Genomic DNA, 20103 nt, shown 5'->3' with positions numbered 1-20103 from the left:
TCAAATGTTTATGAAGGGGTTTGAGTATGAAGCTGACCACCATCGAGCAGGTTCAAAAGCGAGTGGGCAAGTTGCCCGCGCCTCGAGACCTTAAAGTGATCGACTATGTGGACGAGCATGCCTTGCGGTGGTTGTCTTATTCCAGTTTTGGATTCCTGGCTTTTGGCCAGCCCGGTGATATTCATGTAACGGCCGCTGGTGGCGCACAAGGCTTCGTGTCGGTGATCGAATCTGGGCAATTGTCAGTGCCTGTGGCAGCACTGGACAACGGTGATTTGGTTAAACCCGATGTGTCATTCGGCGCGCTCTTCATGGTCAGCGGCATGGAAGAAACACTGCGCGTGAATGGCAAGGTTTCTGGTGTTGCAGGTGGGCTGCTTAGCCTGCAGGTGGAAGAGTGTTACCTGCACTGCGCCAAGTCATTCAGGCGATCAGATTTTTGGCTGCCTACGTACATCGGCGAAGCACCGGGAGAAATTTCGCAGTTCATCAAGCGGGCCAGTTTTTTGGTGCTGGGCAGTATCAATCGAAATGGGCAGGCCGATGTAAGCCCCAAAGGCGATCCAGAAAATTTCCTGATTCAACAGGGCGATGGATTTGTTTATTTTGCGGATCGCCCCGGCAATCGACGAATCGACAGCTTCCGCAATATTCTTGAGCAGCCTGAGGTTTCCTTGCTGGTATTGGTACCCGGTTGCGCCGCCATGCTGGAGGTGAAAGGCACGGCTGAACTTTGCGATGATGAGGCCCTGCTAGCGCAATTTGAGGTGCAGGGCAAGAAGCCGCTGCTTGTTACACGCATCAAGCCAACTTCAATGCAGATGATTACAAGTGGGGCGATTGTGAGTTCTGCGTTGTGGCCCGCCCAACAAAAGCCCGAGGATTTGGTGCCTTCCGAAATTTTCAAAGCGCATATCAAGCAAAGCAAGGAAGGTTCTTTGCAGGCCAAGATAGCGCGGGCAGCGGTGTCGCTGCCGGGTGCTATGGAGAAGGGGCTGCAGTTGGATTACAAACACAATTTGTATTGATTGTTGGGTTGTGGATTTACTCCTGCATCATCCACTTTCTGTACTGTCTGGTCCTGAAGAACGTACCAACTTGCTGTTGTAGCAATGCAAATGCCGGGCTTACCTGTGCATTGGGATCACGGCCCTGGCTGACCCTGTTCAATTGGTATTTCACCATGGCCATATAAGCCAGCGAGGCCAGCACCTTGTTGTTCCACTTAATGGTGCGCAATTCGGGCACGCTGGCTTGACCCTGTTTCCACTCATCAGGCAAATTCGGGTTCAGCGCCAATGCAGTGGCGATACCCACCAGGCTGATGCCTTCAGTGGCCAACACCTGTTCAGCCACCGCCTGTCGGCGTATACCTCCTGTCACCATGATGGGCACAGTGGCCACCGTGGCAATATCTTTGGCAAATTCAAGAAAGTAAGCCTCGCGTGCCAGAGTGCGACCATCGCGTGCGCTGCCCTGCATGGCGGGTGCTTCGTAGCTGCCGCCGGATAATTCAATCAAGTCTAGCCCAAGCGGATTAAGCATTTTAACAACGGCCTTGGCATCGTCTTCGCTAAAGCCGCCGCGTTGAAAGTCTGCCGAGTTTATTTTTACTGCCACTGCAAACTGGGGCCGCACTGCGGCCCGAATACCTTTCACTACATTAACCAACAAGCGTGCCCGGTTTTCGATTGAGCCACCCCATTGGTCTTTGCGCTTGTTCGAAATAGGTGACAAGAACTGGCTGAGCAAATAACCATGGGCAGCGTGAATCTGAACCCCGTCAAAACCAAACTTTTCAGCCAATGCCGCAGCATGGATGAACCGGTTTTTGACGTCTTCAATCTCATTGGCTGTTAGTTCTCGCGGGGGAGTAAATTGCTTAGAGAAGTTACCTAAGTCCATGGGAACTTCTGAAGGGGCCACTGTGGTCTGCCCCAAATTGGCCGGCATTTGGCGACCCGGGTGGTTGATTTGCATCCACACTTGCCCACCATTCGATTTCGCCGCCTTCGCCCAGCGTTCAAACTGCACAGCTTGGGCGTCGTTTTCCAGTACCACGCCGCCGGGGCCAGTCATTGCTCGGCGATCAACCATTACATTGCCTGTGATCATCAAGCCCACGCCACCCGTAGCCCACGCGCCGTAAAGGCGAATCAATTGTTCGGAAGGAGCTTGGTCGGAGTTGGCCAGATTTTCTTCCATAGCGGCTTTGGCCAAGCGGTTGGGAAGCTGTAAACCGTTCGGTAGCGTGAAGGTGGTGAAGAGGCTCATGTTGTTCTCCAGGGTTGCAATGGAGCAAACAATAAGCTTAAAGTGAACTTGAGGGTCAATACCCCGGAGTAAAAAAACGACAGGTGATCAGAGTTCATTGACCTTCAAGTCCACTACAACCTTAAACTGACGAAGCGAGTATCTTTGACAGGACACGATCCCCATGAAAATTGGCGAATTGGCCAGGCGTAGCGGATTGTCCGCGGCAACCATCCGGTTTTACGAATCGAAGGGTTTAATTACCGCGGTAAGCCGAAAGTCGAATGGCTACCGTGAGTACCCACTCGAAGCAGTGGCTGTCTTGAACATCATTGCCAACGCCCAACAAACAGGCTTTACCTTGGACGAGATACGGCAGGTGATGCCCGGTAATTTAAGCCACTGGAAGCATGAAGAGCTGGTGGGTATGCTGAAAAAGAAAGTGGCCGACATCGAGGCCATGGAATTGAAGTTGGCCCAAGGCAAGTCGCAGTTGCAAAACATGATTCATTTGATCGAGAGCAAACCTGAAGACATGGATTGCGATGACAACGCGGATCGCATTTTGCGAAATATGGGAATTTTGAACTTTGATTAACTTAATCAGCGTATCGAATGATTATCTTGCTCGTCGCCTATTGGGTGCTTGAGCCATGAAAACCCTCCTCATCACCTATCACTCCATCACCGGCGGTTCCAAAGCCATGGCCCAGGCGGTGGCTGAAGGTGCGGGCACTGAACCCAACACAAGTACCTTGCTTTTGAATGCCAGTGACACAACCGCTGAACATGTGTTGAATGCGCACGGCTATGTGTTCATTGCCCCTGAAACCTTGGGCAGCATGGCGGGTTTGATGAAAGACTTTTTCGACCGCACCTACTATGCAGCGCTGGATCAAATCAATGGGCGGCCCTACACCGTGTTGGTGTGCGCCGGCAGCGACGGGCAGGGCGCTGTGAAGCAAATTCAGCGCATTGCCACGGGGTGGCGTTTAACGGAAATGGCGCCGCCACACATTGTATGCACCCACGCACAAACGCCCGAACAAATACTGGCAAGCAAAACAATTAACCGAGCCGATTTACAGCGTTGCCATGAGTTGGGCGCTGCATTTGCAAGTGGCCTGGCCATGGGTTTGTTTTAAGCCACCAAGCTAACTTCTCCACTCCGGAAGCCGCACATTTTTCCACACGGCAAATGCGCGCAAACCCACAGTCACCAGCACGCAACCCAGCATGTTCACATATGCCGGGTTACTCAGTTCGCGCAGGCCAATGTAGGCCCAGCCGCCGAAAAAAGCGCAAATGGCATAGGGGCGGTGGTCTTTGAAGGCTTGCGGAATTTCATTGCACACAATGTCGCGAAGCACGCCACCGAACACGCCGGTAATGACACCCATGAACACGGCAACCAGGCTGGGCATGCCGGCCTGAATGGCCGCGAAAACGCCTGCGGCGGTGAACAGGCCCAGCCCCAAAGTATCGGGCCACAGAATGGCTTTTTCAGTGAACCTGAAATGCCGCTGCCGCATAAACAGCATGGCCACAATGCACAGCACAAACACGGCCCACAGCAGTTCAATGTATTTCACCCAGAAGAAGGGCCGCACATCGAGCAACAGGTCGCGCAGGGTACCGCCACCAAAGGCAGCAAGAAATGCCACCACGCACACACCCACGGCATCCAGCCGCTTGCGTGCCCCTTCCAGTATGCCGCTAAGGGCAAAGGCCAGCGTGGCCACAACTTCAATGCCCAGTTGAATGTTCTGGCTGAATTCGCCGGGGTTGAGCGCCGCCATCTTATTGATCCACCGCTTGCATTGCCGCGCGATCAACGATTACATAATGTTTGCGCACAGGTTCCAGCACTTCGAATACACCGGTGAATTCGGCGGGTATTACCCCCGCATCACCTGGGCCAAACTGCTCGGCCTGCCCTTCGGCATTCGTAATTTGAATGCGCCCTTCCAGCACATGAAAAAACTCGTCTTTGCCCGGCGCAAAAGCGATTCGCCAAGCGCCGGTTTCGCAGGCCCACACGCCTGCGCTTACGCCATGGTGTTCATAGTGGTTCCAGGTGCTGCGAAGGGGGTTGCCCTTTTCCAGCCGGCCCGGGCGTGGCCGGTCGTGTTCAAGCGGCGTGTTGCACTTGGCAAATACGGTCAGGTTGCGGGTCATGTATTGAACTTTGTTTTAAACCGGTGTCTATTGTAATCGCAGCCTGCTTGGCTGCTGGATTTTTTAACCGAGGGCCTGAATCATGAAAAAGTTTTGGGAAGCAATTCAGCAGTGGTCTGTGGCCTTGTTGGCCAGCGTGGTGCTTTACGAAGTCTTTGCCGCATAAAACCCTCGAATCGATTACTTCTTCAAGGTGTAGAATCTAGGCACGTTCAGCCCGAGGTTTTATCGTGTCTACCCCTTTCCGTGTGTTGTCCTTCATCCCGCCGATGACGCAGCTCAACACGCCCTATCCTTCAACCGCCTACATCACCGGCTTTCTGCGCAAGCAGGGCATTGATGCTGTGCAGGCAGACATTGCACTGGGCCTGGTGCTGAAGCTGTTTTCACCCGAGGGGCTGGACAGAATTGCAGCAGAAATTGAACAGTACGAGGAAGTCACCGAGCGTGTGGCCCTGTTCATGGACCAGTTCAGCCGTTACCGCGCCACCATTGCCCCCACCATTCGATTTTTGCAGGGGGGTGATTCAACCTTGGCGCACCGCATCAACAGCCGCGCTTTTTTGCCGGAAGGCCCGCGGTTTGAATCGCTGGATGTGTATGTGGACGAGGAAGGTGGCGACCCGCTGGCTTGGGCTTTTGGTGCCCTGGGCGCGCAAGACAAAGCCCGCCACCTGGCCACGCTGTACCTGAACGACCTGGCCGATGTCATTGCCGACGCAATTGACGAGCGCTTCGAGTTTGTGCGCTACGCGGAATCGCTGGCCGGCAGCCAGCCCAGCTTCGACCCGCTGGCCACTGCCTTGCAGCAACCCTTCACCTTGATTGATGAAATTTTGGTGGAATTGACCCTGGAAGAATTCAAGCGCCAGCAGCCGCAGTTGGTGTTGTTATCCGTGCCTTTCCCCGGCGCGGTGTATGCCGCGCTTCGCATGGCACAGGCTATGAAGGCCGAAAACCCGGCCATCAAAATTGGTTTGGGCGGTGGGTATGTGAACACTGAATTGCGCGAACTCGCCGAGCCCCGATTGTTCGACTTTGTTGATTTTGTCACGCTCGATTCTGGCGAGCGCCCCCTGCTGTGTTTGATTGAACACCTGCAAGGCAAGCGCGGCCCGCAGCGGCTGGTGCGTACTTTCACGCGCAATGCCGAGGGCAAAGTGCAGTACACCAGTTGGGCCGAACCCGATGTGCCGTTTGGCGACGTGGGCACCCCCACTTGGGACGGCCTGCCCCTGAACAGTTACCTAAGCCTGCTCGACATGCTGAACCCCATGCACCGGCTGTGGAGCGACGGGCGCTGGAACAAGCTGACTGTGGCCCATGGTTGTTATTGGAAAAAATGCAGTTTTTGCGATGTGTCGCTCGACTACATTTCCCGCTATGAAAACGCCACGGCCACCGAGCTGGTAAACCGAATTGAACAAATTGTGGCGGAAACCGGGCAAACCGGTTTTCATTTTGTGGATGAAGCCGCGCCCCCCAAAGCCTTGAAGGCCTTGGCGCAAGAATTGATTGCACGCAATGTGTCCATTTCCTGGTGGGGCAATATTCGGTTTGAAAAATCCTTCACACCCGAGCTGTGCCAGTTGCTGGCCGACAGCGGTTGCATTGCAGTCAGTGGTGGGCTTGAAGTGGCATCTGACCGCTTGTTGAACTTGATGAAGAAGGGTGTTTCGGTGGAGCAGGTTGCCCGCGTAACCAAAGGCTTTACCGATGCCGGTGTGTTGGTGCATGCCTACCTGATGTATGGCTTCCCCACCCAAACCGTGCAAGACACCGTGGATGCGCTGGAATATGTGCGCCAGCTGTTTGCAGAAGGCTGCATTCAATCGGGGTATTTTCACCGCTTTGCCTGCACGGTGCATTCGCCTGTGGGCAAAAACCCGGAAGAATACGGCATTCAGCTAAAGCCCCTGCCCCAGGGCACTTTTGCGAAAAACGACATTGGTTTTATCGACCCCACCGGGGTTGATCACGCCGCACTGGGCGAAGGCCTGAACCGCGCGCTTTACAACTACATGCACGGCATTGGACTGGACCAGAACGTGCGCAGCTGGTTTGATCAAAAAGTACCCCGCGCCACGGTGCAAAAAAACTTCATTGAGCAGGCCTTGTATGGCAAACCAGTGAAAACAGCTTAATATTGACAGTATGTAAACTTCAAAGGTGGCACCATGAGTTTAAAAACCCTGTTGATGCCCATGATCACCCAACACCGCTTTGCGCGCAGCACCTTGCTGGCCCAACGCGCCAAAGCCGAGAAGGCACGGTTGGCCTCGGGCCGCCCCCACCAGGTTTACTACTTTCACCAGGTTGACGACCCCTACAGCCATTTGCTGGCCCAGGCTTTGCCACGTTTTCTGGCGCGTTACCAGGTTGAACTGAAGCCCTATGTGGTCAGCCCGCCGCCCGATTCAGCCGCGCCTGAACGCGAAAAACTGGTGGCCTACAGCCGCGTGGATGCGGCTTTGCTGGCGCAGCGTCATGGTTTGAGTTTTGTGGATTGTGGCCAGCAGCCTGCCGCACCGCGTGTACTTCAAGCCACGCAAAGCTTGGTGGCCGCCATTGAAAGCGGTCAGTTTGTTGAGCAGGCCGCCTCGGTGGGCCAATGGTTGTGGGGCAGCGATGAACCCCAGCTTACGTCCGGGCAAATGGACGTACAAACCCACATTGCACAAGCCGACGCTTTGCGAGAAAAGCTTGGGCACTACCTGGGCGGCATGTTGTATTACGAGGGCGAATGGTATTGGGGTATTGACCGCCTGTACCACCTGGAGCAGCGTTTGCAGGCACTGGGTGCGCAAACCAATGGGGCCATTGCCCTGCTGTTTCCCGCAGACGACGGCCTTGAGCACGCCAAGCCGCTGAACAACCCGCCCGACATTGATTTTTTCTTCTCGTTTCGCAGCCCCTATTCCGCGATTGTGGCCCCTCGCATTTTCGAGTTGGGTCGGCGGACTGGCGCAAAAGTCAATTTGCGTTTTGTGTTGCCCATGGTGATGCGCGGCCTACCCGTTCCCAAAGTGAAACGCGAATACATTGTGTACGACACAGCGCGAGAGGCGCATGTGCGCGGCATTTCCTTTGGTCGCTTGAATGACCCCGTGGGCAAACCCACCGAGCGGGGTTTGGCCCTAATCCCGTTCGCCGAACAGCACAGCAAAGGGCAGGAATTTGTGCTTTCTTATATGCAAGGTGTTTGGGCTGAAGGCATTGATGCGGGCAGCGACAAAGGCCTGAGAAAAATTGTAGAACGCGCTGGCTTGCGCTGGGAAGGCGCACAGGTGGCTTTGCAGCACGAGGCCTGGCGCGAGCGGGCTACAGCCAATCGGGAGGAGTTGTTTGCCGCCGGGCTTTGGGGCGTGCCTTCATTCAAAGTGGGCAACACGGTGGTTTGGGGGCAAGACCGGTTGTGGGCCTTGACCTTGCCACTGTGTCAGGGTTTCTAATACAGTTATGAAATACTCAATCCAGGACACATCATGCCCGGTTGCAACCATTGCCCATCCGATCAAGCGGCCAAGTCCGCAGCAAACAACCCTGGCTTTCGCAAGGTGCTGTGGATCGCACTGATCGCGAACGCCGCGATGTTTTTTATTGAAGTGGGCGCCAGTTGGTCGGCTGGTTCGGTGTCGCTACTTGCCGATTCACTCGATTTTGGTGGCGATGCGGCCAACTATGCCTTGTCCCTGTTTGTGTTGGGCATGGCGCTTCAAACCCGGGCCAAGGCAGCCTTGCTCAAGGGTGTGTCCATGGGTTTGTATGGCGTGGGTGTGTTGGGTTTCGCGGGCTATGCAGCCCTGCATGGCGAGGTTCCCTCTTACGCAACCATGGGTGTGGTGGGTGTGATGGCCTTGAGTGTAAACGTGGGTGTGGCTGCCATTCAGTACCGCTACCGCAATGGCGACTCCAATATGCGTTCGGTTTGGTTGTGCAGCCGCAACGATGCAATCGGTAACCTGGCTGTGTTGGGCGCTGCATTGTTGGTGGGTGTTACTCAAACTGCCTGGCCCGATCTTGCGGTGGCTACGCTGATGGCCACACTCGGTTTAACGGCCTCGTTCAGCGTGATCAAACAGGCGCGGGCTGAGTTGCGGGGTGAAGCCACTGCGGGTGCTGCACATTCGCATGGTCATTCTCACTGATTCAATTCAAGGTCAGGCTCGAGCGTACTTCTTGCGATATTGAACCGGTGAAAGCCCGGTGGCTTGTTTGAATTGTCGCCTTAAATTCGATTCGTCGCTGTAGCCCAGTTCTTCGCTAATGGTGTTGACTGGAAGGCTTGACCAAATCAGTTGTTCGCTCACTTGGTGAAGTTTCAGCTGCCGGGCATAACTGGCCACGGGTATTTCAGTCAAAGCGCTCACCTTTCGGGCCAAAGTGCGTTCGCTCAAATTTAGTTTTCCCGCCAGTGTTTGCACGGTGATCTGTTCTGCAGGCATTTGCGCCACGATCGCTGCCAGTTTTCTGAGCAAAGGGTCAGCCTGCTCCATAAAGGCAAACGATCTGAAAGCAGGGTGCTGCTGCACTGGCCTGGGTAGCACCATCAGTTTGATGAACTCCTGAAACGCGGGTTTACTCAGCGACTTTTCGATCAATTGCTGCGCAAGAAGCAGGTAACCGTGAACACCTGCAGCCGTGGCGGTTTTTGGGGTTACCACGCAATCGCTGTCAATCAGCCAATTCACGTTGGGGTAGTTTTTTTGCATGGCATTGGCCAGCCACCAAGTGACTGTGGCGCGTTGGCGGCGAAGCCGGCCGCTTTCGGCCAGGAAGCACACACCTGTGCAGTAGCTCCACACTTTGGTGTGATCGGGCAGTTGTCGAATTTGCTCAATCAGCTTGGCGTGTTGGGCAAGCAGCTCCGGCAACTGGCTGGGCGATTCAGTCCACATGCCGGGCACCAGCAGCACATCCAGTGGCGTGTCTTGAAGCAGTGAGTTGGCAGTCAACACCATTTGATTGGCGCATTGCACAGGTTTCAGGCCGGTACCCACCAAGCAGGTTTCAAACAGCAGTTTGCCCGACAGTCGGTTGCTGGCTTGTAGCAGGTCATTGAATGCCATCAAGCCCGCAGGCATGCATTGGTCGTACAGCAAAAGTCCAATTTTCATAAGTTTTCCGGGTGTGGCAGAAAATGACTGAAAGTTGTCATTCTATGCCATAACTGGAGAATGTGTTTTCTTGCCATGATTCAGCATCCCATACCGGAGAAGAGTCATGAAAATTCAGCAACTGCGCAATGCCACCATTATTCTGGAATTCGGAGAATACCGGGTGTTGGTTGATCCCATGTTGTCTCCGAAGAACGCACTGCCGCCGCTCAAACTTTCTGGCGGCATGTTGCGAAACCCCACGGTGGATTTGCCACCCCAAGCCGATTTGGCCCTTCTGGGAGTGACCCATTGCTTGATTACCCATTGCCAGAAAGGCCACTTTGATCACCTGGACCGTTTTGGCAAAGCCTGGCTTAGAGAGCGTCAAATACCTGTGATTTGTACCGCACACGATGCGCCACATTTGGTTGGCAAGGGTTTGAATGTACAGTCCTTGCCGCCCGATGCAGGCAGCAAGAAGGCCCCTTTTCTGGGCGGTTTGATCAGCACTGTGCCGTGTGTGCATGGGCGGGGTTTTGTGGGTTCATTGATGGAACACGGGGTGGGTTACTTCATTCAGCTTCCGGGTGAGCCCTCGCTTTACCTGAGTGGGGACACCATTTTCACACCCCGCATTCAAGAGTTCTTGTGGACCCGAAAGCCGGAAGTTAGTGTGGTGCCTGCCGGAGGGGCGCAATTTGATGTGGGCGGTGAAATTATTATGGGTGTCAGTGATGTGCTTGAGTTCACGCGGGCTGCCAGCGGCACGGTAATTGCCAACCACCTGGAGGCGATCAGCCACTGCCCGGTGACTCGGGATCAATTGCTGATTGCTGCACAGCATGCAGGGCTCAGTAAGCGACTGGTAGTTCCGCAAGATGGGGAGATTGTGGATTTGAACTGAAGCCATGGAATTGAACCTTCAAGGGCCTGTGCTACTCTTATACGTATGCAAAGATTTTTTCTCGCCCTTCTCATGTTGGTATTACCGCTTCAAGCAGCGCTTGCGGCGGTAGAAACCTATCATGGACACGGGGCAGAGCATGAATCTGCGATTGAGGCAGTGCTTCATACCCACGATGGGCATGATCACCACGCCGCACATCACGAACCAGACAACAACAAGCAGCAAGACCAAAACTGCGATGGTGATCACCACCATTGCCATGCATACAGTGTGAGCGTATTGCCTAGTTTGTTGACTTTTGCCACACTTCCCAATGCCTTGGACCAAGCACCTGAAGAGTTCAACGGCTTTCAATCTTTCTCGTCAAACCGCATAGAACGCCCGAAGTGGGTCTGAACAAAACTTGAATTAACTACCCCTGATGACCTGTTTGTGCAGGCTGAAAAGGGCAGTTCAGCTGTTTTGTTTGGAGAAATACCCCATGAATTCACCACATCGTGTGGTGTCCACTTGCCTGGCTTTATTGTTTTTAAGCGCTTCTCCTGCTGCGTTTACTCAGCAAGCCATGCCTGCGGAAACCACTGTGACGGTTCAAGATGTCTTTGAATCGGCCTTGAGCATTGATCCAGAAGTGCAGTCGGCACTGAAGCGCATTGAAGCATTCAAAGCGAGAAGGAGTGCAGCCAGCGCCTTGACTGCCCAACCACTTTCACTGGAAGGGTCGTATCGATCGGACCGGAACTACAACAACCAGGGCTTGCGAGAAATCGAGCTCGGTGTGTCCGCACCCATCTGGAACTGGAATGAGCGGGCGCGTACCCAATCATTGCGAGACACCGAAATTGAGTTGGTGCAGTTGCAACTTGAACAGAAAAAACTCGAACTCGCTGGTCTTGTTCGTCAAACGCTGTGGAATACCCTGGCGGCGAACCTTGATGCAGAAATCGCACAGGCACGACTTGAATCAGCGCAAGAGTTGATGGTTGATGTTGAAAAGCGGGTGAAGGCCGGCGACTTGGCCCAAACCGATTTTTATCAGGCCTCTGCACTGTATGAACAGACCCGAGCAGAATTTGCCCGAACTCAAAGCGCTTTAAGTGATGTGAGTGCAGATTATGCGGCCACCATCGGTTTGCCTGTTTCAGTGCTTTCACAGATTCAAACCGAGAGCACCGACATTCCCAATGGGCTGAAACCGCTGGATCACCCCGCGATCAAACTGGCGCAGCTTCAGGTGTTGGCCCAGCAACAACAAATCGATTTGGTGCAAACCCAAGCGCGGGCGAATCCTGAGGTGGGTTTGGCCATCATCAGCGACCGTGGTGCATTCACCTCGGCCAGCGAGAAATCTTTGGTGGTGTCCACGCGAATTCCTTTGGGCAACTCGTCGGAATATCAAAGCCGGGTATTGCAGGCAGAAAGTGAAAGCATTGCTGCCGAAGCGGCACTGACAAAAACCCAGCGGCAAATCGTTGCTCTTGGTCGTGCGGCTGAAAGTAAGTTGGACTTGTTTGCGCAAATTAAAGCGTCGGCTCAAGCGCAAGCCAGGCTGGCCACAAAAACCTTCGAGTTGTACAAAAATTCCTTCGATCTGGGTGAAACCGATTTGCCCACGTTGTTGATTGCCGAGCAAAAGGCCTTTGAGGCCGAGAAACTGGCTCGGAAATCTGCCATTGAATATGCCGCAAAAGTTTCAGCCTACAAACAGGCCTTGGGACTTCTACCATGAATAACATTGAGATCAACGTCATGAAACAGAGCAAATTTTTAACCAATGTATTGTCAGCCGCAGTGCTTGCCGGCTCGCTCCTCTTCACGACAGCTTACGCAGGCCCGGGTCATGACCATGGTGATGAAGCACCGGTTGCAGTTGGTGAAGCGTCGCCCCGCGTGGTCATGGAATCGGAACTGTTCGAGGCGGTCGGCATTTTGAAAGGCCGCATGCTTGAAATTTACATTGACCATGCAGCCACCAATGCCCCCGTGCAAAACGCCAAGGTGGAACTGGAACTGAACGGCCAACAAGTGCCCGTTGAATTGCACAGTGAAGGCGAATTTGATGCGCAGTTGCCCGAGGGGGTCGAAGAAGGTGCAGTGGCTGTGGCCATGACCGTGTCTGCAGGCGAGAACATTGATCTTCTCGCGGGTGAACTGTTACTCGACCAACATGGCGAGCACAGCCACGAGGAGCATGATCACTCCCATCAGTTCGATACTTTGCTGTATGGCGCAGGTGCTTTGCTGGTCCTGGCCGTGATTGGTTTTGCCGTGGTGCGTTTGAAGTCCAAAGGAGAGAAATAACATGTTGAGCAAACAGTTGGTACTCTCGGTATTGGCGCTTGGCTTGTTGAGCCCGTTGCCATTGGTCGCAGGCCCAGGCCATGACCATGGTGATGAAGCACCCATTGCAAGCCCGGGCGATGCGCCCAAGCGGCAAGCCACAGGTGAAGTATTTCTTCCGAAACCCGCACAGCGCCAGCTTGGCCTGCGCACCCAGGTGGTGCAAGTAAAACCTGTGGCAAAAGTAATTGAGTTGAACGGGCAGGTTGCAATGGATCCGCAATCGGGCGGTGTGGTGCAAACCATACTGGGCGGGCATTTTGTACCCGCCAGTTCCGGTGTTCCACGCCTTGGCGAGCCAGTCAAAAAAAACCAGCTTCTGGGTTATGTGCACATGCATCAGTCGCCGCTTGAACGCAGCAGCCAGCAAGCGCAAATTGCACAGCTGAAATCAGAATTGACCTTGGCCGAGCAACGTTTGGTGCGGCTCAATCAGTTGGCTGAAACTGTCCCCAAGAAAGAAATTCAGGCCGCTGAAGCACAGGTCAACAGTTTGACCGGGCAGGTGTCTGCCCTGTCGAGTGGTATCAGTTCACGCGAAGAACTGCGTGCGCCCACCACAGGTATTCTGGCCGCTACGGCAGCGGTTTCTGGCAAGGTTTTTTCTGAAGGCGATGTGCTGTTTGAAGTGGTGAATCCAAACGTGGTGCGTGTTCAGGCCAATTGGTTTGAGCCCGGCGCAGTGCCCGCGTTTTCCTCCGCCACAATTCAGGCAGGCAATCAAACTTTGAAGCTGAATTATGTGGGCGCAGCCAGCAGCGTCAAAAATCAGTCGCTGTCCCTTGTGTTTGAGGCGCGCGATGTTGAAAACATTCGCTTTGCCACCGGCCAGCTATTGAAAGTGTACGGCGAGTTGGCTGACCAGGTGAATGGCATTGCCATACCGAGCGCAGCCGTGGTTAAAAACGCGGCCAATCAAACCATTGTATGGGTCAAGAAAGAACCGGAACTGTTCGAGCCCAAGGTGGTGTTGGCCGAGCCGCTGAACGGCGTTGAGGTGTTGGTGCGAAGCGGCCTGACCGGCGATGAACGTGTGGTGGTTCAGGGTTCAACCTTGATCAACCAGGTTCGATAAGGGAGCGCCGACATGTTTCAAATGTTGCTGGACAGCAGTCTGAAAAACCGGCTGCTGGTGTTGCTGGGTGCATTTATCCTGACCCTGTACGGTGCATTCACCTTAAGCCAAACCCCGGTGGATGTTTTTCCGGATTTGAACAAGCCCACGGTCACGGTCATCACCGAGGCGGGTGGCATGGCCTCGGAAGAAGTGGAGCAACTGATTACCTTTCCGCTGGAAACTGCATTGAATGGTTTGCCGGGTGTAGAGGTAATACGGTCAGTGTCCAGTGCGGGCCTGTCTTTCATCTATGTCACTTTCAATTGGGACACTGAGATTTATCGGGCACGTCAAATGGTGTCGGAACGGCTCTCGAGCATGGAGGAGTCGATTCCCGCTGGTGTGGCACCGACCATGGGGCCAGTCAGCTCAATCATGGGCGAAATCATGCAAATCGCCATTCCGATTGATCTGGGTAAAACCACACCGATGGAAGTGCGCGAATATGCAGATTGGGTGCTTCGCCCTCGCTTGTTGTCCATTCAGGGTGTGGCGCAAGTCATTCCGATTGGTGGTGAAGTGCGCCAGTTTCAGGTACAGCCCAACTTGCAGCGCATGGTCGATCTGGGTATTACCATCGAAAACCTTCAGCAGGCTTTGAGTGGTTTTGCATCCAACACTTCAGGTGGATTTTTGTCCCTCAATGGTCGCGAGTATTTGATTCGTCATTTGGGGCGAACCACTTCACTGGACGATTTACGCAACATTGTCGTGGGCTCGAGTAAGCAAACCCCGGTGCTGCTGCGGCAGGTGGCTGAAGTGAATTTTGCTGCAGCGGTTAAGCGGGGCGATGCTGGTTATGAAGGCAAACCCGCTGTCATTCTTGGAATTCAGAAGCAGCCCAGTGCGGACACTATTGCACTGACCCAGCGCATTGAAAGTGCCATGGAAGCAATGACAGGCAGCTTGCCCCAGGGCATAGAAAAACCACGTGTTACCTTTCGTCAGGCCAGTTTTATTGAGTCGTCCATTTCGACCTTGCAAGGCAAATTGATTGGTGCGTCGGTGTTTGTAGCCGCAGTTCTATTCTTCTTTCTGGGCACGGTTCGACCTACGGTAATCGCACTGGTGGCCATTCCGGTTTCCATTTTTATCACGGCACTGGTGTTCGAATATTTTGGACTTTCCATCAACACCATGACGCTTGGCGGTTTGGCCATTGCCATTGGTGGTTTGGTCGACGACGCTGTGGTGGATGTCGAAAACATTCTTCGCCGTTTGAAGGAGCAAAGGGCCAAACACCCTGGTGTTGCTTTCGACCTGGTGGGCCTTGTACGCAAAGCATCTCTGGAAGTACGAACCGGCATTGTGTACGCCACGGTCATTATTGTGCTGGTGTTCATTCCATTGTTTGCATTGCCCGGCATCGAAGGCAAGTTGTTTGTGCCTTTGGGCATTGCGTTTATTGTGTCCACGCTGGCGTCTTTGGTGGTGTCTGTTACGGTCACGCCCGTGCTGTCGTATTACCTGTTGCCAGGCATCAAGAATCTGGACCACGGCGACACCCGAATTCTGAAGTGGCTAAAGGCGCGCTACCAGGTCAGCCTTGCCACGGTGCTGAACAAACCCAAAACCGCGATGTTTGCAGGGCTGATTGCGGTGTTGCTTGCAGGCGCATCTGTACCCTTTTTCGCAAAAACTTTTCTTCCACCCTTCAACGAGGGCACCTTGCTGATCGGCATGCGCCTGAACCCTGGCGTAACCCTGGAAGAAACCTCGAAGTTGGCCACGCAGGCCGAGTTACTTCTGCAGGATATTCCGGAGATTACTCATGTGGGCCGACGAAGCGGACGTGCTGAACTGGATGAGCATGCAGAGGGTGTGCATGTGTCAGAACTTGACCTTGGTTTGATTCCCGCCAGCGAGATGACTCGCCCCATGGGCGAGTTGCAGGCGGACATCCGCGAACGACTCAAGAACTTGCCAGCCGCGATTGCGGTGGGGCAGCCCATTTCACATCGCATTGATCACATGTTGTCTGGGGTGCGTTCGCAAATCGCAATCAAGGTGTTTGGCGAAGACCTGGATACTTTGCGTGGTACTGCTGAAACCCTGCGTGCACAACTATCGAAAATTGATGGATTGGTCGACCTTGAGGTAGAAAAACAGGTGCTTGCACCAGAAATCAAAGTACGTGTGAATTATGACGTGGCCTCGCAATATGGCGTGTCCACTTCTGAAATTTTGCACACTCTGCAGGCCTTGGTGGAGGGTGAAAAAATTACCCAGGTGGTCGAGGGCAACCGGCGCTTTGCCCTGGTGCTGAAGCTGGCAGAGAAAGACCGCAGTCTTGAGCAATTGAAAACCTTGCTGATTGCCACCCCGCAAGGCGCTGTACCTTTGTCCGTGTTGGCAGAGATTGAAGACAGCGACGGTCCCAACCAGATCAGCCGGGACGACGGGAAACGTCGGATCGTGATTTCCGCCAATGCACAAGGCAGGGCTCTTTCTGAGGTGGTTGAGGATATTCGGGCTACAGTCACTGCCTTTAATTTGCCAGACGGCTATTTCATTACCTTGGGCGGCCAGTTCGAGGCACAAGAAGAAGCCACACGCTTGGTGGGTTTTCTATCGATCATTTCACTGGTGCTGATGTTTGCGGTGCTTTACAGCCGTTATCAATCGGTTCGCCTGTCGGCCATCATCATGGGCAATATTCCTTTGGCCATGGTGGGCGCGGTTCTTGGTTTGTGGTTATCCGGACAGCCTTTGTCGGTGGCGGCGTTGATCGGTTTCATTACGCTTGCAGGTATTTCAGTTCGCAATGGCATTTTGAAGGTGAGCCACTACATCAACCTGATGCGGTTTGAACACGAACAGTTCACCCAGTCCATGATTCTTCGCGGCTCGCTTGAACGGCTCAGCCCTGTGTTGATGACCGCACTGGTCACTGCCTTTGCCCTGGCGCCTTTGCTGTTTGAGGCAGAGCGCCCGGGCACCGAAATTTTGCACCCGGTGGCGGTGGTTATTTTTAGTGGCTTGATCAGTTCCACTTTGCTAGACACCTTTTTAACCCCAGCATTGTTTTGGGTTTTTGGGCGTAAAGACGCCGAGAAATTGATGGAACAGGCCGATGCACAAGCTTTCTAGTATTTGAAATTGACTGAAGGAGAACAATGATGAAATCAGCCAAATTGTTGGTGTCGACGGTGATGTTCAGCCTTGCTTTGGGCGCAGGTGTTGCACACGCAAAAGAAGGCGTTCCGCATGACCTTGACCCCAGGCACGGTGGAGTGGTTGTGGAAAGCAGCCACATGGAGTTTGAGTTGGTGTTGAATCCGCAGGCCACTGAACTGTATGTGCGTGATCACGGCAAGCCGGTTGATTTGACTCAGGCCAAAGGCAAATTGGTATTTTTAGTGGCGGGCCAAAAAATGGAAAGAACACTGGCGGGCCAGGGGGCGCTTTTGTCGGGTGAGGGTGTGGATTTGAAGGGATCTGGCTACACCGCAGTAGCTACAGTGGAATTCGCCAACAAGAAAAAAGCCACAGTCCGATTTAAAACAAACTGAGTTTGGATCATGCTTCAGCCCAGAGTCTAAAACTCAGCGGTTTTTGAAACATCCACCCGCGCCTTCAAGCGGGTGACCAGCAAGAACAGACCACCCAGTTTGCGGTGTATGAACAGGCAGTCAATGGGCGGGGCATGCCAGAATTTTCGGTCTTCGCCCAGCTCAAAGCCTTTGTCGCGAATTCGCGCAGCCAGGTCGGTGTTGCCAAAATCGAAACAACCCTCGGTGCAATAGGGCTCGCAGGCCAGTTCCATGAGGTCCAGTACCAGGTCGCGGTGGTAAGGTTTTGTGGTGGAATCGAAGTAACCAATGCGCATGCCCGCTTTTTGCATTAACTCGCGGCTTCCCGCTTGCGCCGCCTTCATGACATCGATGTATCCGTTCACCAATTCTTCATCAAAACTACGGGTGGCGCCAAAATCAAGCAACACCACTCGGCCTGTTTTGGGGTTGTAGCGGTAGTTCGCAAAGTTGGGGTCGGTTTGCATCAGGCGCATGCCCAGCAATTCCTTGAACAACAACTGGAACATGGTGGTGGCAATTTTGTCCCGAACTGGTTGGGTGGCGTGGACCATTTGTTCAATCGGCACGCCTTCCACATAGCGCATGGCCAAAATACCGTGTGTGGTCAGGTCGGTATTTACCGTGGGAATTTCGAACCGTTCGTCTTCGCCCAATGCTTCGGTGTACTTCGCGATGTACTCAGCTTCTCGCAGGTAGTCCGCCTCCTCATGCAGTTGCTTTTTGGCTTCTGCCAGCAATGCAGCCAAATCAAAAGTTTTGGGCACCAAGCCTGTGAAGCGCAAAATAGTGGCCACATTGTCAATGTCGCTGTCGATGCTGTCGCGAACACCGGGGTATTGAATTTTGATGGCGAGTTTTTCACCATCGAGTGAAATGGCCTCATGCACTTGCCCAATTGATGCGGCGGCAATTGGGGTCAGGTTGAATTCACGCACGCGTTCATCCCAATTCTCGCCCCACTCTTTCTCAAGCACAGCCAGCAGTTGTTTACGCGGCATGTGTTTGGCGTCTTGGCGCAGCTTGGCCATAATTTCGGCCAGTTGCGGTGGCAACATGTCGCCTGCGTCCATCGACACCAATTGACCCAGTTTCATCGCAGCACCGCGCAGCTGGGCCAGTTGATCGGCCACACGCAGGGCGTTTTTTGGGGTTAGCAACAAGCTGCTTAGTTTGGGTCGTTTGCCCTGTGCCAATTGTTTGGTGCCATTCTTCACGACCGAACCTGCCACTGTGGTGGCCAGCGCGCCGAAACGGCTTAGTCGCGCAAAGCGCCCCGAAGGCACTGCAGATTCGTTGTTGTTCTTGGGAGGTTTCTGGCTGGACGACATGGGAGGCACTGCTTTGAAGCAAAGATGAACTTCATCTTAAAACAAAAGGCGCCTGTGCGGGGAATCACAGGCGCCCTTTGAAAACCGGAAAACTACCCGGTTTTTAACAATTAGCTGGCATCACCTTCGGTGAGGTCTACACCGTTGATCTTGCTCAGCACTTCAGCGCGTGTTGCTGTAGAAGTTGCGGCTTGCGCTGTTTCGCTTGGGTCGCCTGCAACTGGGCTGAATTCGCCGGTTTGCACTGCTTTCTGGTATTCATTCAACACGGCCTGGCGAGAAGCCTGGTTACGCTGGCTTTCAACTGCAACCACGTGGCTGGTACCGTCGCCTTGCTGTGTTGAGGGGTTGGCCATGACCACGGCTGGTACAGATGCTGAAATGGCCAATACGGAAGTAGCGATCAATTGACGTGCGTTCATGGTAAATCTCCTTGTGAGGTACTTCATCAAATTTTGCCGTTGCAGTATTGCGTTGGCATGAGTCGTACTTTACGCAGGGTCGAATTACCAAGCGCCCACAGGCACATTACAAATTTGTAATTTAAAAATATGGGCCCTGCTTCTATACTGCGGGTTGTGTTGACTCGGCTACAGCGGTGCAGTTTCGATGAAAATTCTGGTGATTGAAGACGAAAAAAAACTGGCCAGCTACCTTCAGAAAGGGCTGAGCTCGGAAGGCTTTGTGGTGGATGTTGCCCACAATGGCATTGATGGTTTGCACCTGGCCACCGAGGGCCATTACGAACTCATTATTCTGGATGGCATGCTGCCCGATCTGGATGGCTTGGGCGTGCTGGCTGCCTTGCGCCAAACCATGAACATCCCTGTACTGATGCTGACGGCACGCTCCATGGTTGAAGACCGCGTCAAGGGCTTGCAGGCGGGTGCCGACGATTACCTCACCAAGCCTTTTGCATTCTCCGAGTTGGTGGCCCGTGTGCATGCACTGGCGCGCCGTGCGCAAGGTCAACCGAGCGCCACCGCTGACAGCAGCCACTTAAGCCTGGCAGACCTTGAACTGGATGCTGTAAAACGTCAGGCCAAGCGTGCCGGGCAAGACCTGCGCCTGACCGCGAAAGAGTTCAGCCTGTTGTGGTTGCTGCTGCGCCGCAAAGGCGAGGTGCTTTCCCGCACTGAATTGGCTGAATTGGTGTGGGACATGCACTTTGACAGCGAAACCAATGTGGTGGATGTGGCGGTACGCCGCTTGCGCAGCAAGATGGACGAACCTTTTGACCAGCCTTTGTTGCACACGGTGCGTGGCATGGGCTATGTGCTGGAGCAACGCGCCGTTGAGCAGACCAATGAGCAGACCGCAGGGGACTATTCATCGTGAGACGTTC

The 20103-nt window shown here is 53.9% G+C and carries 20 protein-coding genes; 14 read left to right on the top strand and 6 right to left on the bottom strand.

Annotated features, from left to right (window positions below; translation table 11 throughout):
* Window positions 1-26 precede the first annotated feature (26 nt).
* Entirely contained in the window at window positions 27-1028 is a 1002-nt protein-coding gene (locus LMED105_RS00100; RefSeq protein ID WP_008246919.1) for a pyridoxamine 5'-phosphate oxidase family protein, read from the top strand.
* A gap of 16 nt (window positions 1029-1044) precedes the next feature.
* Here the strand turns inward: LMED105_RS00100 and LMED105_RS00095 are convergent, their stop codons facing one another.
* The gene (locus tag LMED105_RS00095) at window positions 1045-2274 is read right to left on the bottom strand and encodes an NADH:flavin oxidoreductase/NADH oxidase family protein (RefSeq protein WP_008246916.1); all 1230 of its coding nucleotides are present in this window, start codon (window positions 2272-2274) and stop codon (window positions 1045-1047) included.
* Window positions 2275-2437: 163 nt separating this feature from the next.
* Here LMED105_RS00095 and LMED105_RS00090 point away from each other — a divergent pair, with 163 nt between their 5' ends.
* Complete coding sequence (locus LMED105_RS00090; RefSeq protein ID WP_008246915.1) at window positions 2438-2851, top strand: MerR family transcriptional regulator; 414 nt, start codon at window positions 2438-2440, stop codon at window positions 2849-2851.
* Window positions 2852-2906: 55 nt separating this feature from the next.
* Entirely contained in the window at window positions 2907-3398 is a 492-nt protein-coding gene (locus LMED105_RS00085; protein WP_008246913.1) for a flavodoxin family protein, read from the top strand.
* Window positions 3399-3407: 9 nt separating this feature from the next.
* On the opposite strand, the gene LMED105_RS00080 is transcribed toward LMED105_RS00085, so the two are convergent.
* Window positions 3408-4052 carry a trimeric intracellular cation channel family protein gene (locus LMED105_RS00080; RefSeq protein WP_008246911.1) on the bottom strand — a complete coding sequence of 215 codons (645 nt, stop codon included), beginning with the start codon at window positions 4050-4052 and terminating at the stop codon, window positions 3408-3410.
* Between the two features lies 1 nt (window position 4053).
* Window positions 4054-4431, bottom strand: coding sequence for a cupin domain-containing protein (locus tag LMED105_RS00075; protein WP_008246909.1), 378 nt, complete (start codon window positions 4429-4431; stop codon window positions 4054-4056).
* Between the two features lie 269 nt (window positions 4432-4700).
* Here LMED105_RS00075 and LMED105_RS00070 point away from each other — a divergent pair, with 269 nt between their 5' ends.
* From LMED105_RS00070 to LMED105_RS00060, 3 genes are read left to right on the top strand one after another with little or no spacing between them, the layout of a single operon-like run.
* Window positions 4701-6575: a radical SAM protein gene (locus LMED105_RS00070; RefSeq protein ID WP_008246904.1), complete on the top strand. Its 1875-nt coding sequence runs from the start codon at window positions 4701-4703 to the stop codon at window positions 6573-6575.
* 33 nt (window positions 6576-6608) lie between these two features.
* The gene (locus tag LMED105_RS00065) at window positions 6609-7883 is read left to right on the top strand and encodes a DsbA family protein (protein WP_008246902.1); all 1275 of its coding nucleotides are present in this window, start codon (window positions 6609-6611) and stop codon (window positions 7881-7883) included.
* 33 nt (window positions 7884-7916) lie between these two features.
* Window positions 7917-8579: a cation transporter gene (locus LMED105_RS00060; RefSeq protein ID WP_008246900.1), complete on the top strand. Its 663-nt coding sequence runs from the start codon at window positions 7917-7919 to the stop codon at window positions 8577-8579.
* A gap of 12 nt (window positions 8580-8591) precedes the next feature.
* On the opposite strand, the gene LMED105_RS00055 is transcribed toward LMED105_RS00060, so the two are convergent.
* Window positions 8592-9548, bottom strand: a complete 957-nt coding sequence (locus LMED105_RS00055) for a GlxA family transcriptional regulator (RefSeq protein ID WP_008246898.1) — start codon at window positions 9546-9548, stop codon at window positions 8592-8594.
* 106 nt (window positions 9549-9654) lie between these two features.
* Between LMED105_RS00055 and LMED105_RS00050 the strand changes: the two genes are divergently transcribed.
* From LMED105_RS00050 to LMED105_RS00020, 7 genes are all read left to right on the top strand, one after another.
* Window positions 9655-10434: an MBL fold metallo-hydrolase gene (locus LMED105_RS00050; RefSeq protein ID WP_008246896.1), complete on the top strand. Its 780-nt coding sequence runs from the start codon at window positions 9655-9657 to the stop codon at window positions 10432-10434.
* 72 nt (window positions 10435-10506) lie between these two features.
* Complete coding sequence (locus LMED105_RS00045) at window positions 10507-10833, top strand: hypothetical protein (RefSeq protein WP_008246895.1); 327 nt, start codon at window positions 10507-10509, stop codon at window positions 10831-10833.
* An 85-nt stretch (window positions 10834-10918) separates the two neighbouring features.
* Window positions 10919-12166 (top strand): TolC family protein, encoded by a 1248-nt coding sequence (locus LMED105_RS00040; RefSeq protein WP_232222680.1) that lies wholly within the window; start codon window positions 10919-10921, stop codon window positions 12164-12166.
* Window positions 12163-12738: a hypothetical protein gene (locus tag LMED105_RS00035; RefSeq protein ID WP_008246886.1), complete on the top strand. Its 576-nt coding sequence runs from the start codon at window positions 12163-12165 to the stop codon at window positions 12736-12738. The genes LMED105_RS00040 and LMED105_RS00035 overlap by 4 nt, the downstream gene beginning before the upstream one ends.
* Window position 12739: 1 nt before the next feature.
* The gene (locus LMED105_RS00030) at window positions 12740-13852 is read left to right on the top strand and encodes an efflux RND transporter periplasmic adaptor subunit (RefSeq protein WP_008246885.1); all 1113 of its coding nucleotides are present in this window, start codon (window positions 12740-12742) and stop codon (window positions 13850-13852) included.
* A 12-nt stretch (window positions 13853-13864) separates the two neighbouring features.
* Window positions 13865-16984, top strand: coding sequence for an efflux RND transporter permease subunit (locus tag LMED105_RS00025; protein WP_008246884.1), 3120 nt, complete (start codon window positions 13865-13867; stop codon window positions 16982-16984).
* A gap of 29 nt (window positions 16985-17013) precedes the next feature.
* Window positions 17014-17406: a hypothetical protein gene (locus LMED105_RS00020; protein WP_040512093.1), complete on the top strand. Its 393-nt coding sequence runs from the start codon at window positions 17014-17016 to the stop codon at window positions 17404-17406.
* A 26-nt stretch (window positions 17407-17432) separates the two neighbouring features.
* Here LMED105_RS00020 and LMED105_RS00015 read toward each other — a convergent pair whose 3' ends face one another.
* Both LMED105_RS00015 and LMED105_RS00010 read right to left on the bottom strand, forming a co-directional pair.
* A complete protein-coding gene (locus tag LMED105_RS00015; RefSeq protein WP_008246882.1) occupies window positions 17433-18758 on the bottom strand; it encodes an AarF/ABC1/UbiB kinase family protein in 1326 nt (441 codons plus the stop codon).
* A 110-nt stretch (window positions 18759-18868) separates the two neighbouring features.
* The gene (locus LMED105_RS00010; RefSeq protein WP_008246881.1) at window positions 18869-19180 is read right to left on the bottom strand and encodes a hypothetical protein; all 312 of its coding nucleotides are present in this window, start codon (window positions 19178-19180) and stop codon (window positions 18869-18871) included.
* A gap of 187 nt (window positions 19181-19367) precedes the next feature.
* Here LMED105_RS00010 and LMED105_RS00005 point away from each other — a divergent pair, with 187 nt between their 5' ends.
* Window positions 19368-20096 (top strand): heavy metal response regulator transcription factor, encoded by a 729-nt coding sequence (locus LMED105_RS00005; RefSeq protein ID WP_050771112.1) that lies wholly within the window; start codon window positions 19368-19370, stop codon window positions 20094-20096.
* The last annotated feature ends 7 nt before the right edge of the window (window positions 20097-20103 follow it).

The organism is Limnobacter sp. MED105 (assembly GCF_000170915.1).
Classification (GTDB): Bacteria; Pseudomonadota; Gammaproteobacteria; order Burkholderiales; family Burkholderiaceae_B; genus Limnobacter.
This window is presented reverse-complemented; position numbering and strand designations above follow the sequence as displayed.

Coding starts and splice junctions, on each gene's coding strand:
- LMED105_RS00040 (WP_232222680.1), top strand. CDS start 10,919: ATGAATTCACCACATCGTGTGGTGTCCACTTGCCTGGCTTTATTGTTT.
- LMED105_RS00070 (WP_008246904.1), top strand. CDS start 4,701: ATGACGCAGCTCAACACGCCCTATCCTTCAACCGCCTACATCACCGGC.
- LMED105_RS00010 (WP_008246881.1), bottom strand. CDS start 19,180: ATGAACGCACGTCAATTGATCGCTACTTCCGTATTGGCCATTTCAGCA.
- LMED105_RS00080 (WP_008246911.1), bottom strand. CDS start 4,052: ATGGCGGCGCTCAACCCCGGCGAATTCAGCCAGAACATTCAACTGGGC.
- LMED105_RS00055 (WP_008246898.1), bottom strand. CDS start 9,548: ATGAAAATTGGACTTTTGCTGTACGACCAATGCATGCCTGCGGGCTTG.
- LMED105_RS00075 (WP_008246909.1), bottom strand. CDS start 4,431: ATGACCCGCAACCTGACCGTATTTGCCAAGTGCAACACGCCGCTTGAA.
- LMED105_RS00060 (WP_008246900.1), top strand. CDS start 7,917: ATGCCCGGTTGCAACCATTGCCCATCCGATCAAGCGGCCAAGTCCGCA.
- LMED105_RS00085 (WP_008246913.1), top strand. CDS start 2,907: ATGAAAACCCTCCTCATCACCTATCACTCCATCACCGGCGGTTCCAAA.
- LMED105_RS00020 (WP_040512093.1), top strand. CDS start 17,014: ATGAAATCAGCCAAATTGTTGGTGTCGACGGTGATGTTCAGCCTTGCT.
- LMED105_RS00050 (WP_008246896.1), top strand. CDS start 9,655: ATGAAAATTCAGCAACTGCGCAATGCCACCATTATTCTGGAATTCGGA.
- LMED105_RS00005 (WP_050771112.1), top strand. CDS start 19,368: ATGAAAATTCTGGTGATTGAAGACGAAAAAAAACTGGCCAGCTACCTT.
- LMED105_RS00045 (WP_008246895.1), top strand. CDS start 10,507: ATGTTGGTATTACCGCTTCAAGCAGCGCTTGCGGCGGTAGAAACCTAT.
- LMED105_RS00100 (WP_008246919.1), top strand. CDS start 27: ATGAAGCTGACCACCATCGAGCAGGTTCAAAAGCGAGTGGGCAAGTTG.
- LMED105_RS00095 (WP_008246916.1), bottom strand. CDS start 2,274: ATGAGCCTCTTCACCACCTTCACGCTACCGAACGGTTTACAGCTTCCC.
- LMED105_RS00065 (WP_008246902.1), top strand. CDS start 6,609: ATGAGTTTAAAAACCCTGTTGATGCCCATGATCACCCAACACCGCTTT.
- LMED105_RS00035 (WP_008246886.1), top strand. CDS start 12,163: ATGAATAACATTGAGATCAACGTCATGAAACAGAGCAAATTTTTAACC.
- LMED105_RS00025 (WP_008246884.1), top strand. CDS start 13,865: ATGTTTCAAATGTTGCTGGACAGCAGTCTGAAAAACCGGCTGCTGGTG.
- LMED105_RS00030 (WP_008246885.1), top strand. CDS start 12,740: ATGTTGAGCAAACAGTTGGTACTCTCGGTATTGGCGCTTGGCTTGTTG.
- LMED105_RS00090 (WP_008246915.1), top strand. CDS start 2,438: ATGAAAATTGGCGAATTGGCCAGGCGTAGCGGATTGTCCGCGGCAACC.
- LMED105_RS00015 (WP_008246882.1), bottom strand. CDS start 18,758: ATGTCGTCCAGCCAGAAACCTCCCAAGAACAACAACGAATCTGCAGTG.